Annotated in this window: 24 protein-coding genes; 7 read left to right on the top strand and 17 right to left on the bottom strand. The window is 33.2% G+C overall.

Features of this window, described 5'->3' with window-relative positions:
• Window positions 1-38 precede the first annotated feature (38 nt).
• The 3 genes from amrA to ACNI3C_RS00935 are packed head-to-tail and all read right to left on the bottom strand — an operon-like array spanning window position 39 to window position 2,113.
• Window positions 39-593 carry an AmmeMemoRadiSam system protein A gene (gene amrA, locus ACNI3C_RS00925; RefSeq protein ID WP_419770389.1) on the bottom strand — a complete coding sequence of 185 codons (555 nt, stop codon included), beginning with the start codon at window positions 591-593 and terminating at the stop codon, window positions 39-41.
• Window positions 590-1,519 (bottom strand): ferrochelatase, encoded by a 930-nt coding sequence (hemH, locus tag ACNI3C_RS00930; RefSeq protein ID WP_419770390.1) that lies wholly within the window; start codon window positions 1,517-1,519, stop codon window positions 590-592. The genes amrA and hemH overlap by 4 nt, the downstream gene beginning before the upstream one ends.
• Window positions 1,520-1,528: 9 nt before the next feature.
• Window positions 1,529-2,113, bottom strand: a complete 585-nt coding sequence (locus ACNI3C_RS00935) for an ATP-binding cassette domain-containing protein (RefSeq protein WP_419770391.1) — start codon at window positions 2,111-2,113, stop codon at window positions 1,529-1,531.
• Window positions 2,114-2,574: 461 nt separating this feature from the next.
• Here ACNI3C_RS00935 and ACNI3C_RS00940 point away from each other — a divergent pair, with 461 nt between their 5' ends.
• Window positions 2,575-2,859, top strand: a complete 285-nt coding sequence (locus ACNI3C_RS00940) for a c-type cytochrome (RefSeq protein ID WP_419770392.1) — start codon at window positions 2,575-2,577, stop codon at window positions 2,857-2,859.
• Window positions 2,860-2,895: 36 nt separating this feature from the next.
• Here ACNI3C_RS00940 and ccoS read toward each other — a convergent pair whose 3' ends face one another.
• On the bottom strand, window positions 2,896-3,129 hold the full coding sequence (gene ccoS, locus ACNI3C_RS00945; protein WP_419770393.1) for a cbb3-type cytochrome oxidase assembly protein CcoS: 234 nt from the start codon (window positions 3,127-3,129) through the stop codon (window positions 2,896-2,898).
• 13 nt (window positions 3,130-3,142) lie between these two features.
• Window positions 3,143-5,581 carry a heavy metal translocating P-type ATPase gene (locus tag ACNI3C_RS00950; protein WP_419770394.1) on the bottom strand — a complete coding sequence of 813 codons (2,439 nt, stop codon included), beginning with the start codon at window positions 5,579-5,581 and terminating at the stop codon, window positions 3,143-3,145.
• 144 nt (window positions 5,582-5,725) lie between these two features.
• Between ACNI3C_RS00950 and ACNI3C_RS00955 the strand changes: the two genes are divergently transcribed.
• Complete coding sequence (locus ACNI3C_RS00955) at window positions 5,726-7,339, top strand: EAL domain-containing response regulator (protein ID WP_419770395.1); 1,614 nt, start codon at window positions 5,726-5,728, stop codon at window positions 7,337-7,339.
• 10 nt (window positions 7,340-7,349) lie between these two features.
• Here the strand turns inward: ACNI3C_RS00955 and gmk are convergent, their stop codons facing one another.
• The 9 genes from gmk to ACNI3C_RS01000 all read right to left on the bottom strand — a co-directional run bounded on the left by gmk (window position 7,350) and on the right by ACNI3C_RS01000 (window position 16,314).
• On the bottom strand, window positions 7,350-7,964 hold the full coding sequence (gene gmk / locus ACNI3C_RS00960; protein WP_419771466.1) for a guanylate kinase: 615 nt from the start codon (window positions 7,962-7,964) through the stop codon (window positions 7,350-7,352).
• Window positions 7,964-8,734: a hypothetical protein gene (locus ACNI3C_RS00965; RefSeq protein ID WP_419770396.1), complete on the bottom strand. Its 771-nt coding sequence runs from the start codon at window positions 8,732-8,734 to the stop codon at window positions 7,964-7,966. Before ACNI3C_RS00965 ends, gmk begins: the two co-directional genes overlap by 1 nt.
• Window positions 8,731-9,384: an ABC transporter ATP-binding protein gene (locus tag ACNI3C_RS00970; RefSeq protein WP_419770397.1), complete on the bottom strand. Its 654-nt coding sequence runs from the start codon at window positions 9,382-9,384 to the stop codon at window positions 8,731-8,733. Before ACNI3C_RS00970 ends, ACNI3C_RS00965 begins: the two co-directional genes overlap by 4 nt.
• Window positions 9,385-9,473: 89 nt before the next feature.
• A complete protein-coding gene (gene tsf, locus ACNI3C_RS00975) occupies window positions 9,474-10,526 on the bottom strand; it encodes a translation elongation factor Ts (protein WP_419770398.1) in 1,053 nt (350 codons plus the stop codon).
• A gap of 2 nt (window positions 10,527-10,528) precedes the next feature.
• Window positions 10,529-11,332: a 30S ribosomal protein S2 gene (gene rpsB, locus ACNI3C_RS00980; protein WP_419770399.1), complete on the bottom strand. Its 804-nt coding sequence runs from the start codon at window positions 11,330-11,332 to the stop codon at window positions 10,529-10,531.
• A 373-nt stretch (window positions 11,333-11,705) separates the two neighbouring features.
• On the bottom strand, window positions 11,706-13,544 hold the full coding sequence (locus ACNI3C_RS12880; RefSeq protein WP_490722733.1) for a methyl-accepting chemotaxis protein: 1,839 nt from the start codon (window positions 13,542-13,544) through the stop codon (window positions 11,706-11,708).
• Complete coding sequence (locus ACNI3C_RS00990) at window positions 13,537-14,112, bottom strand: SCO family protein (RefSeq protein ID WP_419770400.1); 576 nt, start codon at window positions 14,110-14,112, stop codon at window positions 13,537-13,539. The genes ACNI3C_RS12880 and ACNI3C_RS00990 overlap by 8 nt, the downstream gene beginning before the upstream one ends.
• Window positions 14,113-14,398: 286 nt before the next feature.
• Window positions 14,399-15,802 (bottom strand): methyl-accepting chemotaxis protein, encoded by a 1,404-nt coding sequence (locus tag ACNI3C_RS00995; protein ID WP_419770401.1) that lies wholly within the window; start codon window positions 15,800-15,802, stop codon window positions 14,399-14,401.
• Window positions 15,799-16,314: a PAS domain-containing protein gene (locus ACNI3C_RS01000; RefSeq protein WP_419770402.1), complete on the bottom strand. Its 516-nt coding sequence runs from the start codon at window positions 16,312-16,314 to the stop codon at window positions 15,799-15,801. Before ACNI3C_RS01000 ends, ACNI3C_RS00995 begins: the two co-directional genes overlap by 4 nt.
• A 174-nt stretch (window positions 16,315-16,488) precedes the next feature.
• Between ACNI3C_RS01000 and ACNI3C_RS01005 the strand changes: the two genes are divergently transcribed.
• Genes ACNI3C_RS01005 through ACNI3C_RS01025 form a run of 5 tightly spaced genes read left to right on the top strand, consistent with a single transcriptional unit; the run spans window position 16,489 to window position 20,568 of the window.
• A complete protein-coding gene (locus ACNI3C_RS01005) occupies window positions 16,489-17,439 on the top strand; it encodes an AAA family ATPase (protein ID WP_419770403.1) in 951 nt (316 codons plus the stop codon).
• Between the two features lie 6 nt (window positions 17,440-17,445).
• Window positions 17,446-18,294 carry a DUF58 domain-containing protein gene (locus ACNI3C_RS01010; protein WP_419770404.1) on the top strand — a complete coding sequence of 283 codons (849 nt, stop codon included), beginning with the start codon at window positions 17,446-17,448 and terminating at the stop codon, window positions 18,292-18,294.
• Window positions 18,291-18,677 (top strand): hypothetical protein, encoded by a 387-nt coding sequence (locus ACNI3C_RS01015; RefSeq protein WP_419770405.1) that lies wholly within the window; start codon window positions 18,291-18,293, stop codon window positions 18,675-18,677. Before ACNI3C_RS01010 ends, ACNI3C_RS01015 begins: the two co-directional genes overlap by 4 nt.
• Window positions 18,670-19,581, top strand: a complete 912-nt coding sequence (locus ACNI3C_RS01020; RefSeq protein ID WP_419770406.1) for a vWA domain-containing protein — start codon at window positions 18,670-18,672, stop codon at window positions 19,579-19,581. The genes ACNI3C_RS01015 and ACNI3C_RS01020 overlap by 8 nt, the downstream gene beginning before the upstream one ends.
• 57 nt (window positions 19,582-19,638) lie before the next feature.
• Window positions 19,639-20,568, top strand: coding sequence for a hypothetical protein (locus tag ACNI3C_RS01025; RefSeq protein ID WP_419770407.1), 930 nt, complete (start codon window positions 19,639-19,641; stop codon window positions 20,566-20,568).
• On the opposite strand, the gene ACNI3C_RS01030 is transcribed toward ACNI3C_RS01025, so the two are convergent.
• The 3 genes from ACNI3C_RS01030 to ACNI3C_RS01040 are packed head-to-tail and all read right to left on the bottom strand — an operon-like array spanning window position 20,565 to window position 22,703.
• Entirely contained in the window at window positions 20,565-21,851 is a 1,287-nt protein-coding gene (locus ACNI3C_RS01030) for a UDP-N-acetylmuramoyl-L-alanyl-D-glutamate--2,6-diaminopimelate ligase (RefSeq protein ID WP_419770408.1), read from the bottom strand. The two genes, ACNI3C_RS01025 and ACNI3C_RS01030, sit on opposite strands and share 4 nt — an antisense overlap.
• Window positions 21,835-22,425 (bottom strand): hypothetical protein, encoded by a 591-nt coding sequence (locus ACNI3C_RS01035; RefSeq protein ID WP_419770409.1) that lies wholly within the window; start codon window positions 22,423-22,425, stop codon window positions 21,835-21,837. The genes ACNI3C_RS01030 and ACNI3C_RS01035 overlap by 17 nt, the downstream gene beginning before the upstream one ends.
• Window positions 22,425-22,703, bottom strand: a complete 279-nt coding sequence (locus tag ACNI3C_RS01040; RefSeq protein ID WP_419770410.1) for a NifU family protein — start codon at window positions 22,701-22,703, stop codon at window positions 22,425-22,427. Before ACNI3C_RS01040 ends, ACNI3C_RS01035 begins: the two co-directional genes overlap by 1 nt.
• Between the last annotated feature and the right edge of the window lie 76 nt (window positions 22,704-22,779).

A 22,779-nucleotide genomic window follows, 5' to 3' on the forward strand; every position in this document is an offset into this window, starting at 1 on the left:
TTCCATTTCGCTTCATCATGACTCACTCCTTAAAAGGTCTATTTTATTTTTTGGGCACCATAGATATATATTTGAGGGTTTTTATCTAAACAATTATATTGCATATTTGCTTTATTGCATAAGTGTTCAAAAAAGAGTTCAAACGTGGGCAACTGCTCCCAAACTTGAGGCAAAAATGTTGCTTGTTTGTCTCCGAGCTTTAAAATAACACCATCTTTGCCAACATTTATTTTTGATTTCAAATCTATTTTATCACGATAAGGCAAAAAAACAGGCTCACTTAAAAGGGAAAGTTCAATGCTGGTTTGGACAAACTCTTCATAACTCAAAGGGGGAAATCTTGGGTCATTAAATGCTGCTGATTGAGCATTGGAGACAATGTCATCATAAAGTGTTCTGTGAGCAATTAAAGAACCAATACACCCTCTCAATCGTCCCTTAAGATTAAGAGTAACAAAGGTGGCTCTTTTTTCATTTAAGGCAGGATACAAAGCCACTAACTCCTCTTTGCTTTTTGTCTCAATTTCAAGAAAACGCGACTTTATTGACTCTTTTGCCAAACTCAATAAAAGAGAATCTGATGTTTCTTTCATATTAACTCTTTAAGGGCTTGAATAAACGTATCGCTGTCATTAACACATTGACACACTTTATACTCTTTTATTTTCAAATCATGCGCCACCTCTTTGTACTCAATACTCAACTCAAAAGCGGTTTCAGAATTATCCACAATAAACGCTATAGGATAAATCAAAACTTTTTTATTTTCAAAATTTTCTAAAGTTTTTTCCAAAGAAGGGGTCAACCATTTTAATGGTCCAACTTTTGATTGATAGGCCAAATTGATCGATTCAAAAAGAATATTTTTTCTTTGTAATTTCTCTTTTAAAATTTCTACATGCTCTTGAACATGTCTCTCATACGGATCCCCGGCATCCACAATTTTTTGAGGTAAACCGTGTGCAGAAAAAATGAGGTTATACTCTGTAGTATCTTTGACTTTTGAAACAATCTCTTCCAAAATTGCATCATTATACTTCTCATTTTTATAAAAAGGGGGAATCACTTTAATGTTAAAAATTCCCTGAGCAATCTGCTCAAACTCTTCTACGCTTGATTTGGTGGTAGTAGTTGAGTATTGTGGATATAAAGGCAATAACGTTACTTCTTTGATGCCTTTTTGTTTAAGTTGCTCAATACATTTTGCAGCAAATGGGGGCGTATAACGCATGGCTTGTGTTACATAGGTGTGGGGGAACTCTTTTTGTAATTTTTCAATCAATTTGATGGTTAACTCATTAATGGGTGATTTTCCTCCTATAGCTTCATAATTTTCCCAAGCAGAATTTTTTCTTGAAAAAACAATCAAAGAGGCAATCATTGAACGCAATAAATCACTCTTCATGGTTAAAATATTTTTATCATTAAACATATTTCGTAAAAAAAGTTCCAACTCTTCTTTGTTTCTGGGGCCGCCCATATTCAGTAGCACCAAAGCATTTGTATAGTGTTCTTGCATTTAAAATTCCTACTTATTTTCGTTTAAATTTATAATTTTATCACTGCACCAAGCAGCAAGTGTCATGTCATGTGTAATCAAAATAATACCACAGCTGTTCAAAAACTTCATCAGCAACTGCATCACCTCTAGTGCAATAATATTGTCCAAAGCAGAGGTGGGTTCATCCACTAAAAGCAGTTTGGGTTTCATTAAAAGTGCTCTTAAAATTGAACATCTTTGCAGTTGACCACCACTGAGTTGATGTGGTTTTTTATACATCAGTGTTTTATCTAAGCTCAACTGTTCAATCAAACTTTGCAAATCGTCCAGTGAATCCACCACATCACTGATTTGTTCAAAAATCGTATAGGTAGGATGGAAAGAGCTGTAAGGGTCTTGATAAATTGAACTGATACTCAACGCTTCAATTTCACCATGAAATGGTTTTAAATTCTTGGTTATAAGTTCAAACAGCGTTGTTTTGCCCGAGCCACTCTCACCTACAATGGCAATAATTTCACCTTGATTCACTCTCAAATTAAAGTTATTATAAATTAATTTATCTTTTTTATAACCAAAAGTTAAATTTTTAATCGCTAAAACTTCACCCACAATCTGCCTTTGTAATAATCATTATCTATTATATAATAATATAATTGGTAAAACAATATAACCTTTTAAACCATTTTTTTATTTTTCAAAAAACAGTAAAAAAAATAGGCTTTTAAAAGTTTTATTAAAGAAAGTTAAGATAAAATTTCTAGTTTTCACATTATAGAGAAGATTAAAATGAGTAAAATCATTTTAGGGGAATTAATTGGTGTTTCATCGTTAATGTCTTCCGCATACTATGGATGCTGAAATCAAACATTGGCTAATGAAATTGCTAAGTTTTTGTAGTTTTCTTTAAAAAACTATAGCGCGAACACAAAAAAGGGAGAACAATTGAGTTTGTTCTCCCTTTTTTATTTTTATTCTTAATCCAACTGATAATTTCAAATAATAAATTAAAATCATAAGTTTAACGCAAGCAAAACCTGATAGAATACTTCGTATAATTTTAAGGAGAAACGATGAAAAAAATTGTTCTTGGAACATTAATTGCTGCCGCTACTATGATGGCTGCTGCAAACTACAACAAATGTGCTACATGTCATGGTGCTAAAGCAGAAAAAAAAGCTTTAACTAAGTCACAAATTATTCAAGGGTGGCCTGCTGAAAAAATTGAAGCTGCACTACATGGTTATAAAGATGGTACATATGGTGGACCTACAAAAGGTGTTATGAAACTTCAAGTTGATGCTCTTTCTGATGCGGATATTAAAGATTTAGCAAAACAAATTTCTGCAATGAAATAAAGTCATAAAAGTTAGTCTTCAAGACTAACTTTGGCTCTACTGCTTCTCTTTACTTTTTTCTATCTCTTCTTTCGTTTTTAATGACTCTTTTATTTTATTTTCTCGATTGATTGCATCGTTTAAATCATCCACTGAATCAAAAAGTAAGCCGTCCATCATTTTTTTTGTGTCATCAAATTGTCCGCCTCGTGCACCCCAAATAAAAATACCTAAAATTGCAAAACTGACAATCAGTCCAACAATTAACATCATTGTTAAAACACCGCTCATTTACTGTTCCTCATTAATTATTTTTTATTCTCATAGAGTTTGCTACGACAATCAATGAACTTAAACTCATTGAAAGTGCTGCAACTAAAGGTATTACAAAACCAAACATAGCCAAAGGTATCGTAATAATATTATACACCAAGGAAATGGCCAAATTTTGTTTGATAAATTTATACGTTCGCTTAGAGATAACAAATGCATCTTTAAGACTTTTAAGGCTGTTATTCAATAAAACCACATCGGATACACTGATGGATATATCTGCACCACTTCCCATTGCAACGGCAACATCACAATTGCTTAAAGCAACCGCATCGTTAATGCCATCTCCTGCCATAATGACAATTTCACCCTCATCTTTGAGTTTTTTAATATAATTGGCTTTTTCAATGGGATTAATATGTGCAACAAACTTTTTAATGCCCACTTGTTTGGCAATCTTTTGTGCTACTTCTTTATTATCACCTGTAAGCATAATGATTTCAATATTTTGATTTTGTATGTACTCAACAAACGCTTTGGCATCTTCTTTTAAGCTGTCTTCTAACTCAAAGGTTGCAATGACTCTTTTGTTAATGGCAAACATGTAAACACTGCATTGTGAATCAAATTTATAATGAATACCGTTCTCATGCAGAAGTTCTTGATTCCCACCTAAAATTTCAAACGTTTTACCCTCAACATTGGTATATTTCCCCACAACACCACGCGCATTGATATGTTTTACCTCAGTGATGTCTTTATAGACCAATTCAGGGTACTTATTTTTTAAATAGGCTTTAACAGAGAGACTGATGGGGTGATTTGAGGCTTCTAAAATAGAGTATAAAAGATTTAATTTATGAATATTATCATCTAAAATTCTCGCTTTTTTAACACTTAACTCCCCGTTAGTAATGGTTCCTGTTTTATCCACAACCACTTTAGTAGCTCGAGCAAGTGTTTCAATAAATTTTGCCTCTTTAAAAAGCAAACCTTTGTTCGCAAGCTGTGAAATTCCCACCAAACTGGCAATTGGTGTTGCTAAGGCCAACGCACACGGACAAGCTATGACTATGACTGAGATTGCCACAATAAAAGCTTGCTCGAAATGATTTGCCCCTTCATGCACAAAACCAAATTGCAAGCCAAAAAAGTACCAAACACAAAATGTCAATAATGAGAGTGTTAATATGGTCAATGAGAATTTTTTAGATAACTCATTGGCGGTATACTCAATTTGAGGTTTTGAACTCAATGAGTCTTCAAGCAGTGTTACAATGGAGTTGAGTGTAGAGTTTGCAAAGGTTGTTGAAGCTCTGTATTGAATCAAAGAATCGGTATTGATTGTTCCACTAAAAATTTTGTCACCTATGTTTTTATAGATAAATTTGGACTCTCCAGAGATGCTGGATTCATCAAAACTTGCAGTTCCTATCAAAAGTTCTCCATCTACGCAGGCTTTTTCACCTGCTCGAAGTTCAATAATATCCCCTACTTCAATCTCATCTAAAGCCACCACAGTTTTTTGGTTTTCTTTAATGATAACCGCTTCAAGGGGAAGTTGACTTTTGATTTTATCCAACGTATCCACAGCACTTTTTTTGCCAATGACTTCTAAATATTTTCCCACCAGTACAAAAGTAATAATCATAGTCACTGAGTCAAAATAGCTCTCCCCATGACCTCCCAACATCACATAAATTGAGTAGATATATGAAAGAGATGCCCCCGCACTGACAAGTAAATCCATATTGACAATTCTGTTTTTCAGACCAAAATAGGCTCCCTTAAAGAAAATCCATCCCGAATAAAAAAGTACAGGTGTGGTCAGAATAAATTCACCAATATGAATTAAATCCATCACGTCGTCATCAATGCCTCTGAAAAACCCCGTATATTTAGCAACTGAAAGCATCATAATATTCATGGTAGCAAACACCGCAACCATCATCCGAATAAAATAATCCCTTTTGGCTTGTGTCGCTTTTTCATCCGCTATTTTAGAATCATATGCATACGCGTTATACCCTATGCTTCTGATTTTATTGATAATTTCAGAGAGACTCACTTGCTCTTCATTCCAAACTATTTTGGCTTTATTATTGGTAAAATTGATATTGGCTTCAACAATACCTTTGGTATCGTAAAGCACTTTTTCATTCAGCCACACACACGCGGCACAATGAATCCCCTCAATAATCAAATCAACTTTTTTTAACCCATTATCCAATGTTTGAACAAATCTTTTTTCAAAACTCTCTAAATCGAATTTTGAAGTATCAAAATCCGTTTGAAGAGGAGGGGCAATGGTTTTATTCCCCAACTTCTCATAAAATGAATCCAAGCCTCCATCTTTTAACAGATGATAAACGCCTTGGCATCCATTACAGCAAAAATATAAATCATTCTCTTTTATCATCACATCTTTGCTAAACTCAACATGACAATGATTACACTTAATGGTGGACAATAAAATTCCTTCTTTTTATGCTAAGGGCTACTAATATGACAAATAGTATCGAATTGTCACTATTTTCACTCAATATTTGTTTCACATAATTTCTATTTTAATAAATTATGGTATTATACCTTATTATTTTTGGAGTCAAGTTTAATGGTCAATAATATTTCTATATTAAAAAATATCACAATTTTATATGCTGAAGATGAAGATGCACTCAGAGACATTACTCTGAATATTTTAAAAGGCTTCACAAAAAAACAGTATGTTGCAAAGGATGGACTCGAGGGGTTAAAACTTTTTGAAGAGTATCAAGATCAAATTGATTTAATTATCACTGATGTTAATATGCCCAACATGAATGGTTTAGAGATGATTAAAAAAATCAAACTCATTAATCCCAATATTCCTATTATTGTCACAACAGCGTTTTCAAATACAGAGTATTTACTTGAAGCCATTGACATTGGAGTTGATAAATATATCTTAAAACCCATTGACATGAAAAAACTGTTACAAGTCATGGGACAATCACTGCTTTACCATGAATTAAAAGATTTATATATTGATAAACTCACCAATTTGCCCAACAGAAATAAACTTAAAAAAGATCTGTTTGAAAATGAAAATACCATTATGGCTTTAATTAATATTGACAAATTTTCAAATATCAATGATTTATACGGTGAAATGAATGGAGATGAACTCTTAGTTCAATTTTCCTTAAAACTCAAAAATGCTTTCCCAAATAACAGTTACAGAATTTATCGAATAGAAGCCGATAAATTTGGAATTGTAACACAAGATAACTCCATTGAATTGGACTCTTTTAAAGAAAAATGTGTTCGATTGGCATATGAGATTGAAGGCAAATCTATTCAAATTGCAGAGAATGAAATTGATATTAACGTTACCATTGGAATTGCAAAAGGAATAGATGCGTATAAATACTCTCAACGAGTTATTACCTATGCCAAAAATAAACTTGAGCAAGTCATGGTGTATGATGACTCATTTAACATACAAGAAGATATTGAAGAGAACATCAAATGGGTTAAAAAACTCAAAAATGCCTTTAATGAAAGTAAATTCCAAAGTTACTTCCAACCCATTGTAAATTCTCAAACTCAAGAGATTTATAAATATGAAGCCCTGTTAAGATACATTGACGAAGATGGAACAGCCGTTTCACCTGTACTTTTTTTAGGCATTGCAAAAAAAGCAAAACTCTACCCTAAAATTATTACCGTTATGCTCAAAGAAGCATTTAAATTAATCAAAGCCAAAAATAAACGTGTCGCAGTAAATATCTCATACGATGATATTATCAGTTTAAAAACAAGAAGTAAAGTCTACACTCTTTTAGAAAACAACAAAGAGTTTACCCACAATTTAGAGTTTGAAATTTTAGAGAGTGAGCAAATTGAAGATTTTGGTTGCGTCATTGACTTCATCAGTGATGTTAAAAAATTTGGATGTTCAATTGGCGTAGATGACTTTGGTGCTGGGTATTCAAACTTTAACATGCTGACCAATTTAGATATTGATTTTGTTAAAATTGATGGATCACTTATTCGAGATATTGACAAAAAACTCAATCAGCAAATCATTGTGAATACCATTTCAAATTTTGCCAAAGAGTTTGGATTTAAAACCGTTGCAGAGTTTGTATCAAGTGAAGAAATTTATAACAAAGTGAAAAAAATCGGGGTAGATTATTGTCAAGGATACTATTTTGACAAACCCATCAGTTTTGATGAAGTTTAATCAAAACTGATTAATTCAACCAACTCTCAACACTGCTGTCTTCATAAATTTTACTTTTAATGCGTGCTACATTGGCGATGGCTACAAGCTGTTTTGAAGCCTCTTCTAAATTGTCATTGATGATTAAATAATCATATTTTTTAAAGTGGGTAATCTCTTCTTTTGAGTTTTCAACTCTTTTTAAAATCACATCAGCACTGTCTGTACTTCGGTTATGTAATCTGTGTTCTAACTCTTTTAATGAAGGTGTTGTAATAAAAACGGAAGTGATCACATTATTGAGTTTTTTTCTTACAATTTTATGTCCTTGGACATCAATATCAAATATGACCAGTTTGCCTTCATTGAGTGCTGTCATAATTGGTTTTAATGATGTGCCATAATAGTTACCGTGAACATTAGCATACTCTAAAAAATTTCCTTCTTCAATATCTTTTTCAAACTCATCTTTTGAAACAAAGTAGTAATCAACTCCGTGTTTTTCACCCTCTCTTATTGGACGTGTTGTCGTTGAGATAGAGAAGTAATAATCATTGATGTTTTTATACACCTCTTTAAGCAGAGTCGATTTACCACAACCGCTTGGACCTGAAAGTATTAAAATGGCACCTTTTGTTTGAGAAATCAATAACTGTCCTTTAACTTCAACTCTAAATTAATTGAACCACCAGAGGTCAGTTTATCGATACTGTTTTGATTTAACTTCAAAAGCAAAGGCTTTAATTCATCCATATTAAATTTACTCAATACCAAAGTGATGGGTTCATCATATTTTAAATCAAATTCATAATCTTTGACTTCATCTAAAGCTTTATCGATAATTTCAGACAAATCAAGCCAATCTTCATCATTCATCTCTATTTCATTGACAGTGGGTTCAATATTGAGAAGATTTTGAATTTTATCCAACTCTTTTCTGTCTAAAATTCCCCCTTTTTTAAGCGATGCAAACGTCACAACCGATTCATCATTTTCATTTTCAATATCTTCAGCTATATCATCGGCAAGAGAGTCAATATAATCAACCACATCTTCGGTATTACTGTAGTTATATCGTTTCGCCTCTTTTTTTGCATTTTCAGCATCTGTGTGTATAATATTCATTTGGTCTTGCAGTATCTCTTGAAGTTGTGCCGGTAAAAAAGGTCTTGGAATAATAAAATCTCTTGATTTATCAAAAGGCAACTCTTCAGCAACAATGGCACCCAATTTTTTCGTAAAGGGTTTTAACGCATTAAATCGCTCATCAATATATTCATTATCAATAACAATTATATCCATTTGTTGATCGACGTTGTTGTCCATTTGAACCGTAAGTTCAATATCCAATTTCTTACAAATCAATGTAAATATTTTAACAATAATCGCAGTTCTACTGATCAGTAAAAGTTTCATTTAATAGCCTTAAGTTCTAAATCAACCAATTCAAATACTCTGTCACACTGCATAGCAATATCTTGTTCATGTGTGACGATTATCATACCTGCGTCATTTTGGTTTATATAATTAAATAGATTTCTAATCACATCTTGTGCTGTCTTTTTATCCAGATTTCCCGTGGGTTCATCGGCAAAAATTATTTTGGGTTTTTTGGTTAAGACTCGAGCAATTGAGAGTCGTTGCTGTTGTCCACCACTGAGTTCCCCGACACTTTGATTGATTACAAAATCAATATTAAGCTCCTTTAAAAGCTCATTATTGATTTCGTTTCCACTTAAAAGTGTTGCAATGTCTAAATTCTCTTTTGCACTGAATCCTCTAAAGAGATAGTGTGCTTGAAAGATTATACCAAAATCATCTCTTCTTATCTTTAAAAGTTGACTCTTTTTGAGGGAATATATATCTTTATTATCATAAATAATTTGACCCGCTTTGGGTTTTAACAAAGAAGAAAAAAGATTTAAAAGTGTAGATTTACCACTTCCACTTGCACCCATTATGGCAATAGACTCTTTAGGGTGTAATGCTAAATTCAGATGATTAAAAAGGGGATAGTCAAACTCATGTGAGATGTTATTTGCTTGTAATATAGGCTGGTTATTCAATATCACTCCAGTCTGATTTGTACAGAATGTACATTTTTTTAGAAATAAGAAGAGACAATGCTCTTCTTATTGTAGCAAAATAAAATTACTTATTTTGCCATTTGCGCAGCAACTTCTGCCGCGAAATCTTCTTCTTTTTTCTCGATACCTTCACCCAATTCAAATCGTACATACTCAACAATTTTAATAGATGCATCCGTATCAGCAATTGCTTGCTCAACAGTTTTTTTATCATCCATTACATACGCTTGAGATAACAGAGCACATCTGCCATCCAATTGTGTATTGTCAGTGATATATCTTTCGATTTTTCCTGGAATAATATTTGGCCAGATTTTTTCTGGTTTACCTTGCTCTTTTAACTCAGCTTCAAATCTTGCTTTTGCATTGGCAATGGCTTCATCTGTTAATTGAGATTTAGAAACAAAATCAGGAATATTTTTTAAAGGTTTTCCCAATCTTTTTAATTCATCATTGTCCGCTTCAATTTCAGCTCGAATTGCTCTGTTTTCATTTTCAACAAATTCAGGGTCTAAGTCTGTATATGAAATAACTGTTGGTTTCATTGCACTTGCATGCATTGCAACACTTTTTAATAAAGCTGCTGCTTTATCTTTAACAGCAGCATCACATGTTGCTGCTAAAATAACTCCAACTCTACCATTTGAGTGTACGTAACCATTTACAACACCTGTATCAGTAGAAATAGTAGCCATTTTTCTTGCAACAATATTTTCACCAATTGTTGCAATTTTTTCATTTAAAAATTGCTCAAAATTTTGACCATTGATGGTTGTTTTATTCAATTCAGACGTTTCACTTACACCCGTAACTTGTACATGTGAAGTGATGTCTTTTGTTAAGTTAATGAAGTTTTCATTTTTAGCAACAAAGTCTGTTTGAGCATTGATCTCAACAATGGTAGCTTTTGAAAAATCATCATTTACTAAAACAGAAACAAGCCCTTCAGCAGCAACATTACCTGCTTTTTTAGCCGCTTTTCCAAGACCCGCTTCTCTTAAGGCTTGAACCGCTTTTTCTAAATCACCCTCTGTTTCATTCAATGCATTTTTGCAATCAAGCATTCCTGCACCTGTCATCTCTCTTAGTTCTTTAATCAGTTTTGGAGTTGCTCCTGCCATGATTACGCTTCCTCTGTTGTAGTTGCTTCTTCTGAAACTTCAGCTTCACCTTCAGCTACTGCTTCTGCAATAACTTCAGCAGCTTCTTCTTCAGTTACAGGAATAATTTCCTCACCTTTTTCTTCTGCTAACATTGCTTTACCTTCATTCATCGCTTCTGCCATTTCTGTACAGAACAGTTGAATTGATCGAATAGCATCATCATTTCCAGGAATTGGTAAATCAACAACGTCTGGATCACAGTTTGTATCTAAAGGTGCAATAACTTTAATGCCTAATCTTCTTGCTTCTGCAATGGCAATTTTTTCTTTCACTGCATCAAGAACAAACATCATGTCTGGAAGTTTAGTCATCTCTTTAATACCACCAAGGTATAACTCTAACTTCTCTTCTTTTCTTGTAAGCATTAACGCTTCTTTTTTAGTTAAAAGGTCTAATTGCCCTTCTTCTCTCATTTTTTTAATAATTTCTAATTTTCTGATTGATTTTTTAATTGTTCCGTAGTTTGTTAACATGCCACCAAGCCATCTGTGGTTAACGTATGGCATACCACAAGAAATCGCAGCATCTTTAACCGCTTGACTTGCTTGTTTTTTAGTCCCAACAAACATCATTGTTTGTCCAGCAGCTGCATTGTCTCTAACTACAGTATAGGTATATCTGAAGTATCTTAATGTTTTTTGTAAATCTATAATATAGATATTTTTTCTCACACCGAAAATGAATTTTTTCATTTTTGGATTCCATCTTCTTGTTTGGTGTCCGAAGTGTACACCACACTCTAATAGGTCTTTCATTGTAACCATTGTTTTTCCTTGTTTTTTTAATTTTGGGTTTAGCCTCTGTGCCCCTTAATGCTTTCGCACAACCCATACCAGGATTGACACATGTGAGGTTTCTAATTAAATTAGAACGGTGATTTTATCTAAGTTAACTTTAATTTTTCTTGAAACGCAGATGTTACTTCTCTTTTTCTCCTCTTTCAAACTTTTTACTGAAATTATAAACAGCAAATTCACGCGCTTTGATAAGCATACAAAGTTTGAAAAGATGAGACTATCTTAAAAATGTCAAAGTTCTTTTTTTAAAAATAAAATGGTGGGGAAGAGCATCTTAGATGCTCTTTTGCTTACGAAAGATAGCAAGGCAAATAGCTTATTTGTGAGGGAACTTTTATATTTAAAAGTTCTCCCACTCATCACTATTTGAATCTACTGCAGTTTTTGCTTTTGCTTTTACTTCTACTGGCTCTTTTTTCTTTTCAGGTTTAACACTATTGACGTTGTCTACCTTTTCTACTTTTTCAAGTTTTGTTGCTTGAACACTCTCTTTACCTATAAACTCTTTCTCATCTGCACTTTTTAAAATAATCTCTGCAATTTGTTGCGTTTGAATTGCGATATCATTGGTTTCATTTGCTACTGAAGCATTTTGCTGAGTCTGTTTATCTAAAGAGCTGATTGCATCATTTATTTGTATAATTCCAGTTTCTTGCTCTTTACTTGCACTTGTAACACCTGTAATTAATTCAATGGTTTCACTGATTTTAGTGGTTAAATTACTGTATCCACTTATCATATCAGATGCAATTGTTTTGCCTTCATTGGCTTTTGTTGTGGCATTTTCTACTAAATCTTTTATCTCTTTAGCAGCTTCAGCAGAACGTGAGGCAAGGTTTCTTACCTCTTGTGCAACCACGGCAAACCCTTTCCCAGCTTCCCCAGCAGTCGCAGCTTCAACGGCTGCGTTAAGTGAAAGAATATTGGTTTGGAAAGCAATTTGATCAATTACTGTAATTGAATCATTAATCGCTTGAACTTGCGCATTTATATCTTCCATCGCTGTAGTTGTTTTGGTTGCTAAATTTTCACCCTCTTGTGCAGAGACATTTAAATTATTTGCAAGGGTAAACATTTTATTGATGTTTGCATTATTTGATTTAATAATAGATGTTATCTCTTCTACTGCTGCAGCTGTTTCTTCAAGGGAAGCTGCAGCTTGATTGGAAGACTCATTGAGTGTTTTTACAGTTGAAGAGAGTGTCATAGCAGTGTTTTGAATAACCAGCCCATTTTGTTTATCTTCTGTTAAAATTTTAGTAATACCATCTGCTAATTTATTTAAGTTCTCAGCAGTTTCCCCTTTAGAATCAACTTTTGTAGTAAAGTCATAATTTGTAAAATTTTCCAATACAATTAAGATTTTGTTAATGTCATCTGCAATTTTATTTTCTAAATTATCCATCATATTATTGATGATCTCTTTTAATGACTTGATGTTCTCATCGGTAGTATCTGAGTGAACTCTTTTGGTTAATTTCCCTTCATTCACACTGTTTGCTACTTCAATCGTTTCATCTATAATACTTTTATTTAATAACGTCTCTTTTTGTAACTTTTCAAATGAAGCCATTGCTTCCAGTTGAAGTTTTTTAGCTTCAATGAACTGTTTTATGACTGAATACACAATATAAATAAGAACTATTTCTTCAAAAACAAATACTATAATATGAATAAAAGTAAACAACCAACTACAGTTACTGCTCATCAGTATAATTTCATGCCCCATAATAGAAGCGCCATTTAATTGCAAATATGTAAATAACAAGTGATGCACACCTGTTACTGCCGTCATTGCTAAAATTGCTGTAAGGTCTTTATACACAACAAGAGCTGCAACATACACAAAAAAGAAAAAGTGCATCTCTATCATACCAAGCTGTTGAGAAACCATAATAGCTGGGTAAACAGTAAAGGCTGTACCAAAAATAATACGTGAAAGCACCGTCCCTTTAAACACTTTGTAGGCTATAAAAGTAGAGGCTAAAGTAATACCTCCACCTATAATACCAATCTTATAAGCTTCATTCGCGTATGACGTAATTAATGCGACAATGAGAAAACTCACTATGGATACGATAAGCATCATTTTATCTGCATTTTCATACTCTTTAACCAAACTCTCTTGAATCTCTTTAGATAAACTTTTATCTAAAAATGGAAAAAGCATTTTAATCATAATTACCCCTCTTTAGTCTATTTAAATCATTTGAGATATATTCAATATCAAATGGTCTTGCTGTGTAAATGAATTTTTGTTTGTACATATTATTAGCACTTTTTTCTAACAGATATAAAAAACCTGTATGGTCTATATCAAAACTACTCTTAGGTGAATATTTTACTTGAAATTTTGTTGTGATCTCAATGAGTTTTTTTTCATCCAAATAGATTCCTTTGAACTCTTTATTAAAAGCCTTAGCGAATGGATCCACCTCATCTTTAAATACATTAGGTTTCAAATTTATCAAATAAAAACTGAATCGCTCTTTATCCAACTTATTATATATTTGACTTATTTCATTTAATGCAGGAGGACAAATATTACCACACCCCACATAACCAAAAAACAGCAATACATACTCTTTCGTTTCATCTTTTAAGAAATCAAAATGAATATTTTGAATCTCTTTATTCACCTTCCCTGCTTTGTCATTAGAATAAAGTATTGGAAAAGCTGTTGAAAAAATAGTTGCTATAAGAATAAGAATAATCATTACACCAAAAAACTTTTTTTTCTGTGACATTTCCATTTCCTTCAAACTTCTTATCACTACTTTATATGTTAAATTCTTAAAAGATTATTAAACAAATCTAACAAAATAACTGTGATATTCTAATCATTTTAGCACATAAATCCTGCAAATATCTCTCATTCGGATAACCCAATTGTGACATTCAATCATTTTAACAGATTTGTTATGCGAATATCCCTCATTCAAATACCCCATCATGTAAAAAGGGGATGCGTTAGAGTGTGGCATCGTATAGCAGAAAAAAAACAACGAGCTCATAAAAGCACTCAAGAGTTTTTTAAGAGAGATACCTCTTGTGTATCTGCTCTTTTCCATCAAACTCTTTATTGGCTTGTTCTACAATCTCCATGGCAATATTATTGGACTCTTTTGCAATCGAATTGGTTTGAAGTGCAATGGATGCACTCTCTTGAGTGTTTTTATCTAATATGGAAATGGCTTCATTGATTTGTAAAATTGCTCTCTCTTGCTCTTTACTTGAGTGGCTGACACTCTTAAGCAAATTCATTGTCAGGGTGATGTTTTCATTGAGTGTGCCATACCCTTGAATCATTTGTGCGGCAATACTTTTTCCTGCATCGGCTTTAATATTGGCACTCTCTACCAAATTTTTAATCTCTTTTGCCGCTTGTGAACTTCGTGTGGCGAGGTTTCGAACTTCTTGTGCAACCACAGCAAACCCTTTTCCTGCTTCCCCTGCAGTGGCTGCTTCCACGGCTGCGTTAAGTGAAAGAATATTCGTTTGAAATGCAATTTGATCAATGACGGTAATGGCTTCATTGATCATAGAGACCTCTTCATTGATTTCATCCATGGCTTTGGTCGTTTTATTGGCCAATTTTTCACCTTGATTGGCTGATTGGGTGAGTTCTTCTGCATAATCGGCCATTTGCATGGTGTTTTTATTGCTCTCTTTCATGCTTTGTGTAATCTCTTCAATGGCACTGGAAGTCTCTTCAAGCGATTGCGCTTGTGTTTTTGTTGCCGTGGTGATACTCTCTACGTTGTATGAAAGTTTTGTAGAACCGTTTTTAAGCATCAAACCATTTTCATAATTCACACGTGAGAGTTCAGAGAGCGCTTCACCTAAGGTATTAATGCCTCGTGCAAGTTCAATAATATCTTCTTGCATGCCATCAAGTTTAATCTTTGGTCGATAATCCCCTTTGGCATAGGAGTTCAACGTTACAATCATCTTTTGAATAAACTCATCTTTACTTTGTGCAACAGCAATGGTGTCTAAAGCTTTATTGATTTCATTACTGACCTTTACAAAATCACCATGAAGCCCAGAAGCGTACATTTTTCTTGAGATATCACCTTGAGAAATTCCAATGAGTGAAGATAAAATATCTCGATTAAATGCTTCAACTTGATCAAGCAAGTTATTGATATTCCAACTGATGTCTGACAAATTGGGATTGTTTTTATTAATATGAGTAATTCTGTGATATAGATTCCCCGATGCCACTTTGAGTAAAACCTCATTTGTTTTTTTCAATTCTTTTTTATAATTTGCTGTTAACTTTACAGAAACTGCTAAAAAAACTCCACAAAAAACAACAGAAAATCCAATTAAATAAGGCAACAATGAAGTTTGCATATAACTTAAAATCCATAAAATTATGCTCATTATAAAAAGCAGTATAAACATCAAATTTAATTTTCCCAACAGACTCATTGATTAAATCCTTGCAAAGATACTACCAAATTTTCATAAGTAACATTGTTCTGTTGTAAAAAATCCATTAAATAACTTTTAGAGGCTTTCATACCACCCTCTTTTTCAAGTGTTATTAACTTCTCATAAATCGGTATAATTGTTGCAATGGCACTCTCATTGGGTTTTCGTCGAACTGAGGTGTATCCAATAATGTCATTATTGGCATTATAATCTGGAGTAATATTGGCAAAAACCCAATAGTGTCCACCATCTTTTTTAAGATTTTTAACAAATCCAAAAAACTCTTTGCCACTTTGTATGAAATCCCAAGCGAGTTGAAACGCCACTTTTGGCATGTCTGGGTGTCTGATGATATTGTGATTTTTTCCCAAAAGTTCATCTTCTGCATACCCTGCCATGGTCATGAAGATTTCATTGCAGTAGGTGATTTTCCCTTTTTCATCTGTTTTTGAGACAATAAAATCATTTTCACCCATTTTTGTCTCAACGTTTGTTGGTATTATACTCATCTTCTCCCCTTCTTTTGTTTTACACCGTTGTAGCAAAAAATAATTAATAATTTTATCAAAAGATATTAACATAAAAAAATAATTTTATCCATAATTTCTGTCAAAAACCGTACAAATATATTTTTTATCCGCTTTTAGATAAAATTCTCTATTCGTTAATAAGGTCTGTAAAAAATGTTAAATGAAAAAATAGTTCACATTAAAAATGAAATCTCTAAAGCCATCATAGGTCAAGAGCAGATGATTGATGCACTCCTCATTGGATTGCTCACTTCAGGACACGTTTTACTTGAAGGTGTCCCTGGACTTGCTAAGACGACTACCGTCAAATCACTTTCAAATGTCTTGCAGTTAAATTTTAAACGCGTACAGTTTACTCCCGATTTATTACCAAGTGATATCATTGGTGCACAAATATACAATATGAAAACGTCAGAATTTGCCATTAAAAAAGGGCCCATTTTCACCCATCTTCTCCTTGCTGATGAAATCAACAGAGCACCAGCAAAAGTGCAATCTGCACTTTTAGAGGTCATGCAAGAAAAACAAGTCACTATTGCAGATGAAACCTTTAAAATAGAAGAGCCTTTTTTGGTGCTTGCCACACAAAACCCCATAGAACAAGAGGGAGCCTATTCTCTTCCAGAAGCACAATTGGACCGATTTATGTTTAAAATTGTCGTGGGGTATAATAGCAAAGAAGAGGAGTATTTAATTGCCTCAAAGGTTTCACAAAACAGTTTTGAAACCTTAAGTGCGGTTTTAAATAAAGAGGAACTGTTTGCGTTAAAAGAGGAGATTAAGAATGTGCACATCGATAAAGAGTTACAGGAGTACATTTTAGAAATTATCTTTGCAACAAGAGATCCAAAAGATTATGACTTGGAAGAGTTGGAAAGCTATATCCAATTTGGCGCAAGTCCAAGAGCAACCATTGATATGTTTAAAGCCGTTCGTGCCAAAGCATATATCCGAGGCAATGATCATGTTACCCCATTAGATATTGCGTTAATTGTCAAAGATGTGTTGCGACACAGAATTATTCTTACGTATGAAGCAGAAGCTTTGGGCGTAACCACCGATGAAATTATTCAAAAAATAATGCAAACCATTCCTGTACCGTAAGTTGTGATGACAAAAACAAACAATAAAACACTGCATAAAATTCTCATTAAAACAAGACGTCAGGTTTTCAGTGAAATTTCAGGAAATAACACCTCTGCTTTAAAAGGAGAGGGGTATGATTTTTGTGAACTTAAAGAGTATGAGTATGGAGAAGATGTTAAAAACATTGATTGGGTCATCAGTGCAAAACTCCATACCCCTTATGTCAAAGTATTTCATACCCAAAAAGAGTTAAATATTGCAATTATTCCTATTTTAACAGGCTCTGTTTTTTTTGGATCCAAAAGACTCAAACAAGAACTTATCACAGAAGTTGCCTCGTTAATTGGCTATTCATGTGTCAAACAAAGTGACCCTTTTTCTTCTTATATTGCCAATGAAACACTTGCATTGAATACAAAAAAAACCAAACGCCTTTTGGGTGTGAATATGATGAGTGAAACTATTTTCAACTATAAAGCCTTGGGAAAAGATGTTGAGTATAAAATGCTTTGCAATGAGATTTATAAAACCATCAAAAAAAGATCCATCCTATTTTTAATCGGAGATTTTATTGACATTGAAAAGTTGGATTTAACACTCTTAAGTAAAAAACATGAACTTTTACTCATTATTATCAGAGATAAATTTGAAGAAGAGCCTTTTGAATTGGGGAACATTCACTTTATCGATTCTAACACTTCAAAACCATTTGAAGGGAATATGAATCAATCCTTGATTAATGCGTATAAAACTAAAATAAAAGAGAATGACCATACCCTTTTACTGCATCTGCAAAAATGTGGCATAAAGTTTACAAAAATATACACACATGAAGAACCTTTTGGAAAATTAATGGGGTTGATGAATCGATGAATGAATTGGCCATTAACGATATCAAACCCTTGGTTGAAATACCCGATGCCTCGTTTTATCTTTTTATTACGCTTTTAATATTGCTGTGTGTTGTTCTCATTGGTTTGCTTTTTTTGCTCTTTGGTTTTTTCAAAAACAGAAAAAAAAGTGAAAGAAAAGAGCAGTATAAATATCTAAAAGAACTCGACTTAACCGATGCAAAAAAAGCTTCTTATGCCATAACATTATATGCAAGAAAACTGGCAAGATCACCCCAAGAAGAGAGGCTGTGCAATAAATTAATTGAGGACTTGGAACAATACAAATACAAAAAAAGTGTTTCTGCTTTAAACAAAGAGAGCCTAAACAAATTTCACATTTTTATGGATGAACTTGATGTCTGATTTAACCTTTGAATACCCGTATGCCTTATTGATTATTTTTGTTTTTATTGTGTGTGCCATTTTTTGTAAAGCCATCAACAGCAGCTATTTTTTTCCACACTTAAATATTTATAAACAAACGCAAAAAATAAACTATCCCTTAACCTCAATTTTAAAATGGATTACCTTGGTTTGTGTTGTCATTGCCTTGGCATCACCCATTAAAAATATTCAAACACAAATCATAAAAAGTAATGGCATCGACATGGTACTGTGCCTTGATACAAGTGCCTCCATGAGCGAACCTGGCTTTAACCCTAACAATTTACAAGAGAACCGATGGGATGTGGTTCAAGCCATTGTAAAAGATTTTATAGCAAAAAGAGTCAATGACAACATTGCCTTAATTGTTTTTGGAACATCTGTTATGACAGCCTCCCCTTTATCTTATGACAAACATGCCCAAGCACAAATTATTGACTATTTGGACATTGGTGTCGCAGGAGAGAAAACCGCATTAATCGATTCAATTGCGGGTGGAATCACTATTCTTAAAAACTCAACAGCAAAATCAAAAGTGATTATTTTACTTACCGATGGTGAAGACACCGCCAGTCAAATGCCTTTGAGTGTCATTGAAAAATTGATTAAAAAGTATGGCATTAAAGTTTATACCATTGGAATTGGTCAATCCAATCAATTTTTACTCAAACACATTGCGAAAAGTTCAAAAGCTGCATTTTTTTCAGCACAAAGCAAAGAGGACTTAACAGATATTTATGAGCAAATAAATCAACTTGAAAAATCAAAAATTGATCAAAATAAAATTGTACTCAAAGAATATTACTTTTTTTATCCCCTGTTTTTAGGTGTTCTCTCGTTGGTTTTCTTTATTTACTTAAAAAACAGAAATGAACTAATTTAATAATTATATTAATTATGTCATAATTACACCCATTTTTGAAAATTAAATGGAGTAGCCGTGGAAAGTATAGAAGAGAAAATAAAAAAAGATAACGCTGCAAAAAACATAAACAAAAAAAACTATCTTTGGCTTATCCCCATATTCATAGCAACTGTAATTATTACCTTCTATTCAAATCACACCAACAAAGGAAACATTGCAAAACAGACCATGCAAAAAGAGTTTCATGTTAAAAATCAAGCCAATTTAGATGCTCTTTTTAATGACAATATCCATACAGCAGATAATGCATACGACAAAATCATTGCAGAAGATAAAATACCCGATGAAACTGAAATCACTCCACAAGAAGATGCCGTAGAAAATCAAGAGATTAAAACAGCAAAAGTGGATATAGCTCAAAAAGCAAGTCCCATAGAAGTGGTGGCACAAAATGAGATTAAAGAGCCAGTAAATGTTGCTTTACCCGTTGCAAAAAAAGAGCCTGAACAACCAATAGTTCCTATAGAAAAAGTCAAAGAAGAGATTCCTGATACCGAAGTTGTTATTAAAGAGGCTCCACTGACAATTGTTAAAGAACAGACACAAAAACCACAAACAATTCCTCTTGAAAACAAACAGATAACACCACAAACAAATGCTGAAGGAATTCATCAAATAAGAGATCCAAAAGTGAGTTTTTCTTTGGAAAAATGTTATGACCTTGAACCCAATAATTCAAACTTAACATCACAATGTATTCAAAATTTAACCGCTTTTTTAGAAAAACATAAAACATCTTCTAAATTTGAAGTCATTGGTATTTTTGATTTGGTTGATGAAAGAAATTCAGCCGGTTCAGCGAATACTTTGGCAAAAGAGAGAGCCAATGAGGGGAAAAAACTGATCAAAGAAGTTTTAGGAGCAAAAACCCAAATTCTTGCTCAAAGTTATACCCTCAAAACAGAGTTAGAGAACAGAGGTTTGGTCATAAGAGCGTATAATTAGCTCTTATTAAGTATCTCTTCAATTACGTTTTTATCACTGAATGGGAGTTTTTGATCATATATGATTTGAGACTCTTCATCCCCTTTACCTAGAACCAACACCACACTCTTATCACAAGAGAGTTCAATGGCTTTTTTTATTGCTATTTTTCTGTTGATTTCGACAATGGTTTTATCTCTGTTTTTAATCCCAGTTAAAATATCTTCAATGATTAAATCCGGGTCTTCAAATCGGGGGTTATCACTTGTGACGATAATGGTTTTGGCATACAAATCAGCCATGTGTCCCATGAGAGGTCGTTTCTCTTTATCTCGATCACCTCCTGCACCAAAAACACAAATAATCTCTTTATGCGCAAAACTCTCTAAAACTTTTTTCATGCCATCGGGAGTGTGTGCAAAATCAATGATCACCAAAGGGTTTTCACTCACCGTTTGCATTCGTCCGCTCACGCCTGCAAAATTTTCAACCATATCACACACGTCTTGAAGCGATTTTTGTGTCAAAATATGCACCGCACTTACTGCTGCTGTTAAATTATAGACATTAAAAATTCCCATCATTGAAGATTCAAAATGTGCCGTTTGTTCAAAATGTTGCAGCATCACTTGCATACCATGTTTAAAAGAGTATGCTTGCACTTTATACGTTGAAGGTTCATCCAAAGAATAAGCAAATCCATTTTGTACGTTGTATCGCACAATCTTATCGTCTTTATTGATCAGTTTTTTACTTTGATCTGCGAAAAATGAGTTTTTCACCGCAATATACTCTTCAATGGTTTTGTGATAATCCAAATGATCTCGTGTAATATTTGTATGAATTTTTAAAGCGAACTCAAGCCCTTCGATTCTGTTTTGTTCAATCGCATGAGAACTGACTTCCATGACAAAAAATTGGCAACCTTGGTCGATACACGCTTGAATATGTGCAAAATTGCCCAGTTGTACAGGTGTGGTTAAAGAGTACTCTTCAACTCTTTCATCATTGATAAAAAACCCTCGTGTTCCTTGAAGCCCAACTTTATACCCCAAATCTAAAAGAATCGAATAAATGGCAGCTGCTGTGGTGGTTTTCCCATTTGTTCCTGTAATTCCAATGATTTGAATGGTTGAGAAATCAAAATACGTTTTGAGTTCACTTGATTTAATAAAATTTGTACAGCCATTGGCTTTGGCACTTTCCAGATAGGCTTCATTGTGTTTTGAATAGACAAAGGCCACATTTTCATTGGCATCTTTACTGTTATCCGTAAAGGTTAATGTACTACTCTTTAGAAACAAGTTTTTTCTCTTCCAATTTTTTGTACAACTCTTCTACTTTTTTATCGTATGAAAAAATATCATTAAAGCCATCTAAGTAGCTGTACGCCGTATTATTAAAATCATTATCAATAAGTTTGGTCACAAAATCAAAAAAATCCTCTTTTGAATCAATTGCCACTTTGGTTGAAAACATAATATCTTCAAAAGCAACTCTAAAAGAGCCTCGACTCTCTACGAGTTTTATAAAATCATCGTAGGTGACTGCATCCAAAGACTCTATGGTTGAATGGGTAATATCTTCAAGCATTTTAAGCATTTTTTCATTATCACCATCAAATGCCTTGATGACATTATCTACATACGCAATGGCTTCATCTAAATTGCTGTTTTTAACCACACTGAAATAGTCAAACAAGGAGATACCTTTATTCTCATCTTCACTCGCAATATCGCAAAAAAGTGCATATTGCGGATACTCTTTATTATCAGGATACATTGAACTTAATTGACTGTATAAAAAAATAGCTTTATCGTATTGTTTTTGAGAGAATAATAAATGGGCATCATTTAATAATCTTTTTTCATTTATCATTACAGTTCCTCTAATTTATCTTCCATTCCTATGGGCACATTCACAATATTTAAATCAGGGTGAATCGCCTCTTTTAACTCTTTTTCAACAATATATTTTAACGTGCTTCCACTGGCCGCACACCCCACACATGATCCTTGTAATTGAATATAAACTTTTGAATTTTTTACCGTAATTAATTTTATTGCACCACCGTCTTTTGCCAACATTGGCGAAATTTTTGTATTAATTATTGAAGTTACGGGTGGCAATAAATCTTCATCACTAAATGGTAGCATATATATTAACCTTTATTTTTTAAATTTAACGAAAACAATTCCCACAGCAATTACCACAAGGATAACGGCTATGGTT

It is taken from the genome of Marinarcus sediminis (SeqCode), assembly GCF_048571275.1.
Lineage (GTDB): Bacteria > Campylobacterota > Campylobacteria > Campylobacterales > Arcobacteraceae > Marinarcus > Marinarcus sediminis.

Coding starts and splice junctions, on each gene's coding strand:
- ACNI3C_RS00965 (WP_419770396.1), bottom strand. CDS start 8,734: ATGAAACTTTTACTGATCAGTAGAACTGCGATTATTGTTAAAATATTT.
- ACNI3C_RS01020 (WP_419770406.1), top strand. CDS start 18,670: ATGTCTGATTTAACCTTTGAATACCCGTATGCCTTATTGATTATTTTT.
- ACNI3C_RS01035 (WP_419770409.1), bottom strand. CDS start 22,425: ATGATAAATGAAAAAAGATTATTAAATGATGCCCATTTATTATTCTCT.
- ACNI3C_RS01010 (WP_419770404.1), top strand. CDS start 17,446: ATGACAAAAACAAACAATAAAACACTGCATAAAATTCTCATTAAAACA.
- ACNI3C_RS01005 (WP_419770403.1), top strand. CDS start 16,489: ATGTTAAATGAAAAAATAGTTCACATTAAAAATGAAATCTCTAAAGCC.
- rpsB (WP_419770399.1), bottom strand. CDS start 11,332: ATGGTTACAATGAAAGACCTATTAGAGTGTGGTGTACACTTCGGACAC.
- ACNI3C_RS01000 (WP_419770402.1), bottom strand. CDS start 16,314: ATGAGTATAATACCAACAAACGTTGAGACAAAAATGGGTGAAAATGAT.
- ccoS (WP_419770393.1), bottom strand. CDS start 3,129: ATGAGCGGTGTTTTAACAATGATGTTAATTGTTGGACTGATTGTCAGT.
- ACNI3C_RS12880 (WP_490722733.1), bottom strand. CDS start 13,544: ATGATTAAAATGCTTTTTCCATTTTTAGATAAAAGTTTATCTAAAGAG.
- hemH (WP_419770390.1), bottom strand. CDS start 1,519: ATGCAAGAACACTATACAAATGCTTTGGTGCTACTGAATATGGGCGGC.
- amrA (WP_419770389.1), bottom strand. CDS start 593: ATGAAAGAAACATCAGATTCTCTTTTATTGAGTTTGGCAAAAGAGTCA.
- ACNI3C_RS00995 (WP_419770401.1), bottom strand. CDS start 15,802: ATGAGTCTGTTGGGAAAATTAAATTTGATGTTTATACTGCTTTTTATA.
- ACNI3C_RS00955 (WP_419770395.1), top strand. CDS start 5,726: ATGGTCAATAATATTTCTATATTAAAAAATATCACAATTTTATATGCT.
- ACNI3C_RS00940 (WP_419770392.1), top strand. CDS start 2,575: ATGAAAAAAATTGTTCTTGGAACATTAATTGCTGCCGCTACTATGATG.
- tsf (WP_419770398.1), bottom strand. CDS start 10,526: ATGGCAGGAGCAACTCCAAAACTGATTAAAGAACTAAGAGAGATGACA.
- ACNI3C_RS01040 (WP_419770410.1), bottom strand. CDS start 22,703: ATGCTACCATTTAGTGATGAAGATTTATTGCCACCCGTAACTTCAATA.
- ACNI3C_RS01015 (WP_419770405.1), top strand. CDS start 18,291: ATGAATGAATTGGCCATTAACGATATCAAACCCTTGGTTGAAATACCC.
- ACNI3C_RS00990 (WP_419770400.1), bottom strand. CDS start 14,112: ATGTCACAGAAAAAAAAGTTTTTTGGTGTAATGATTATTCTTATTCTT.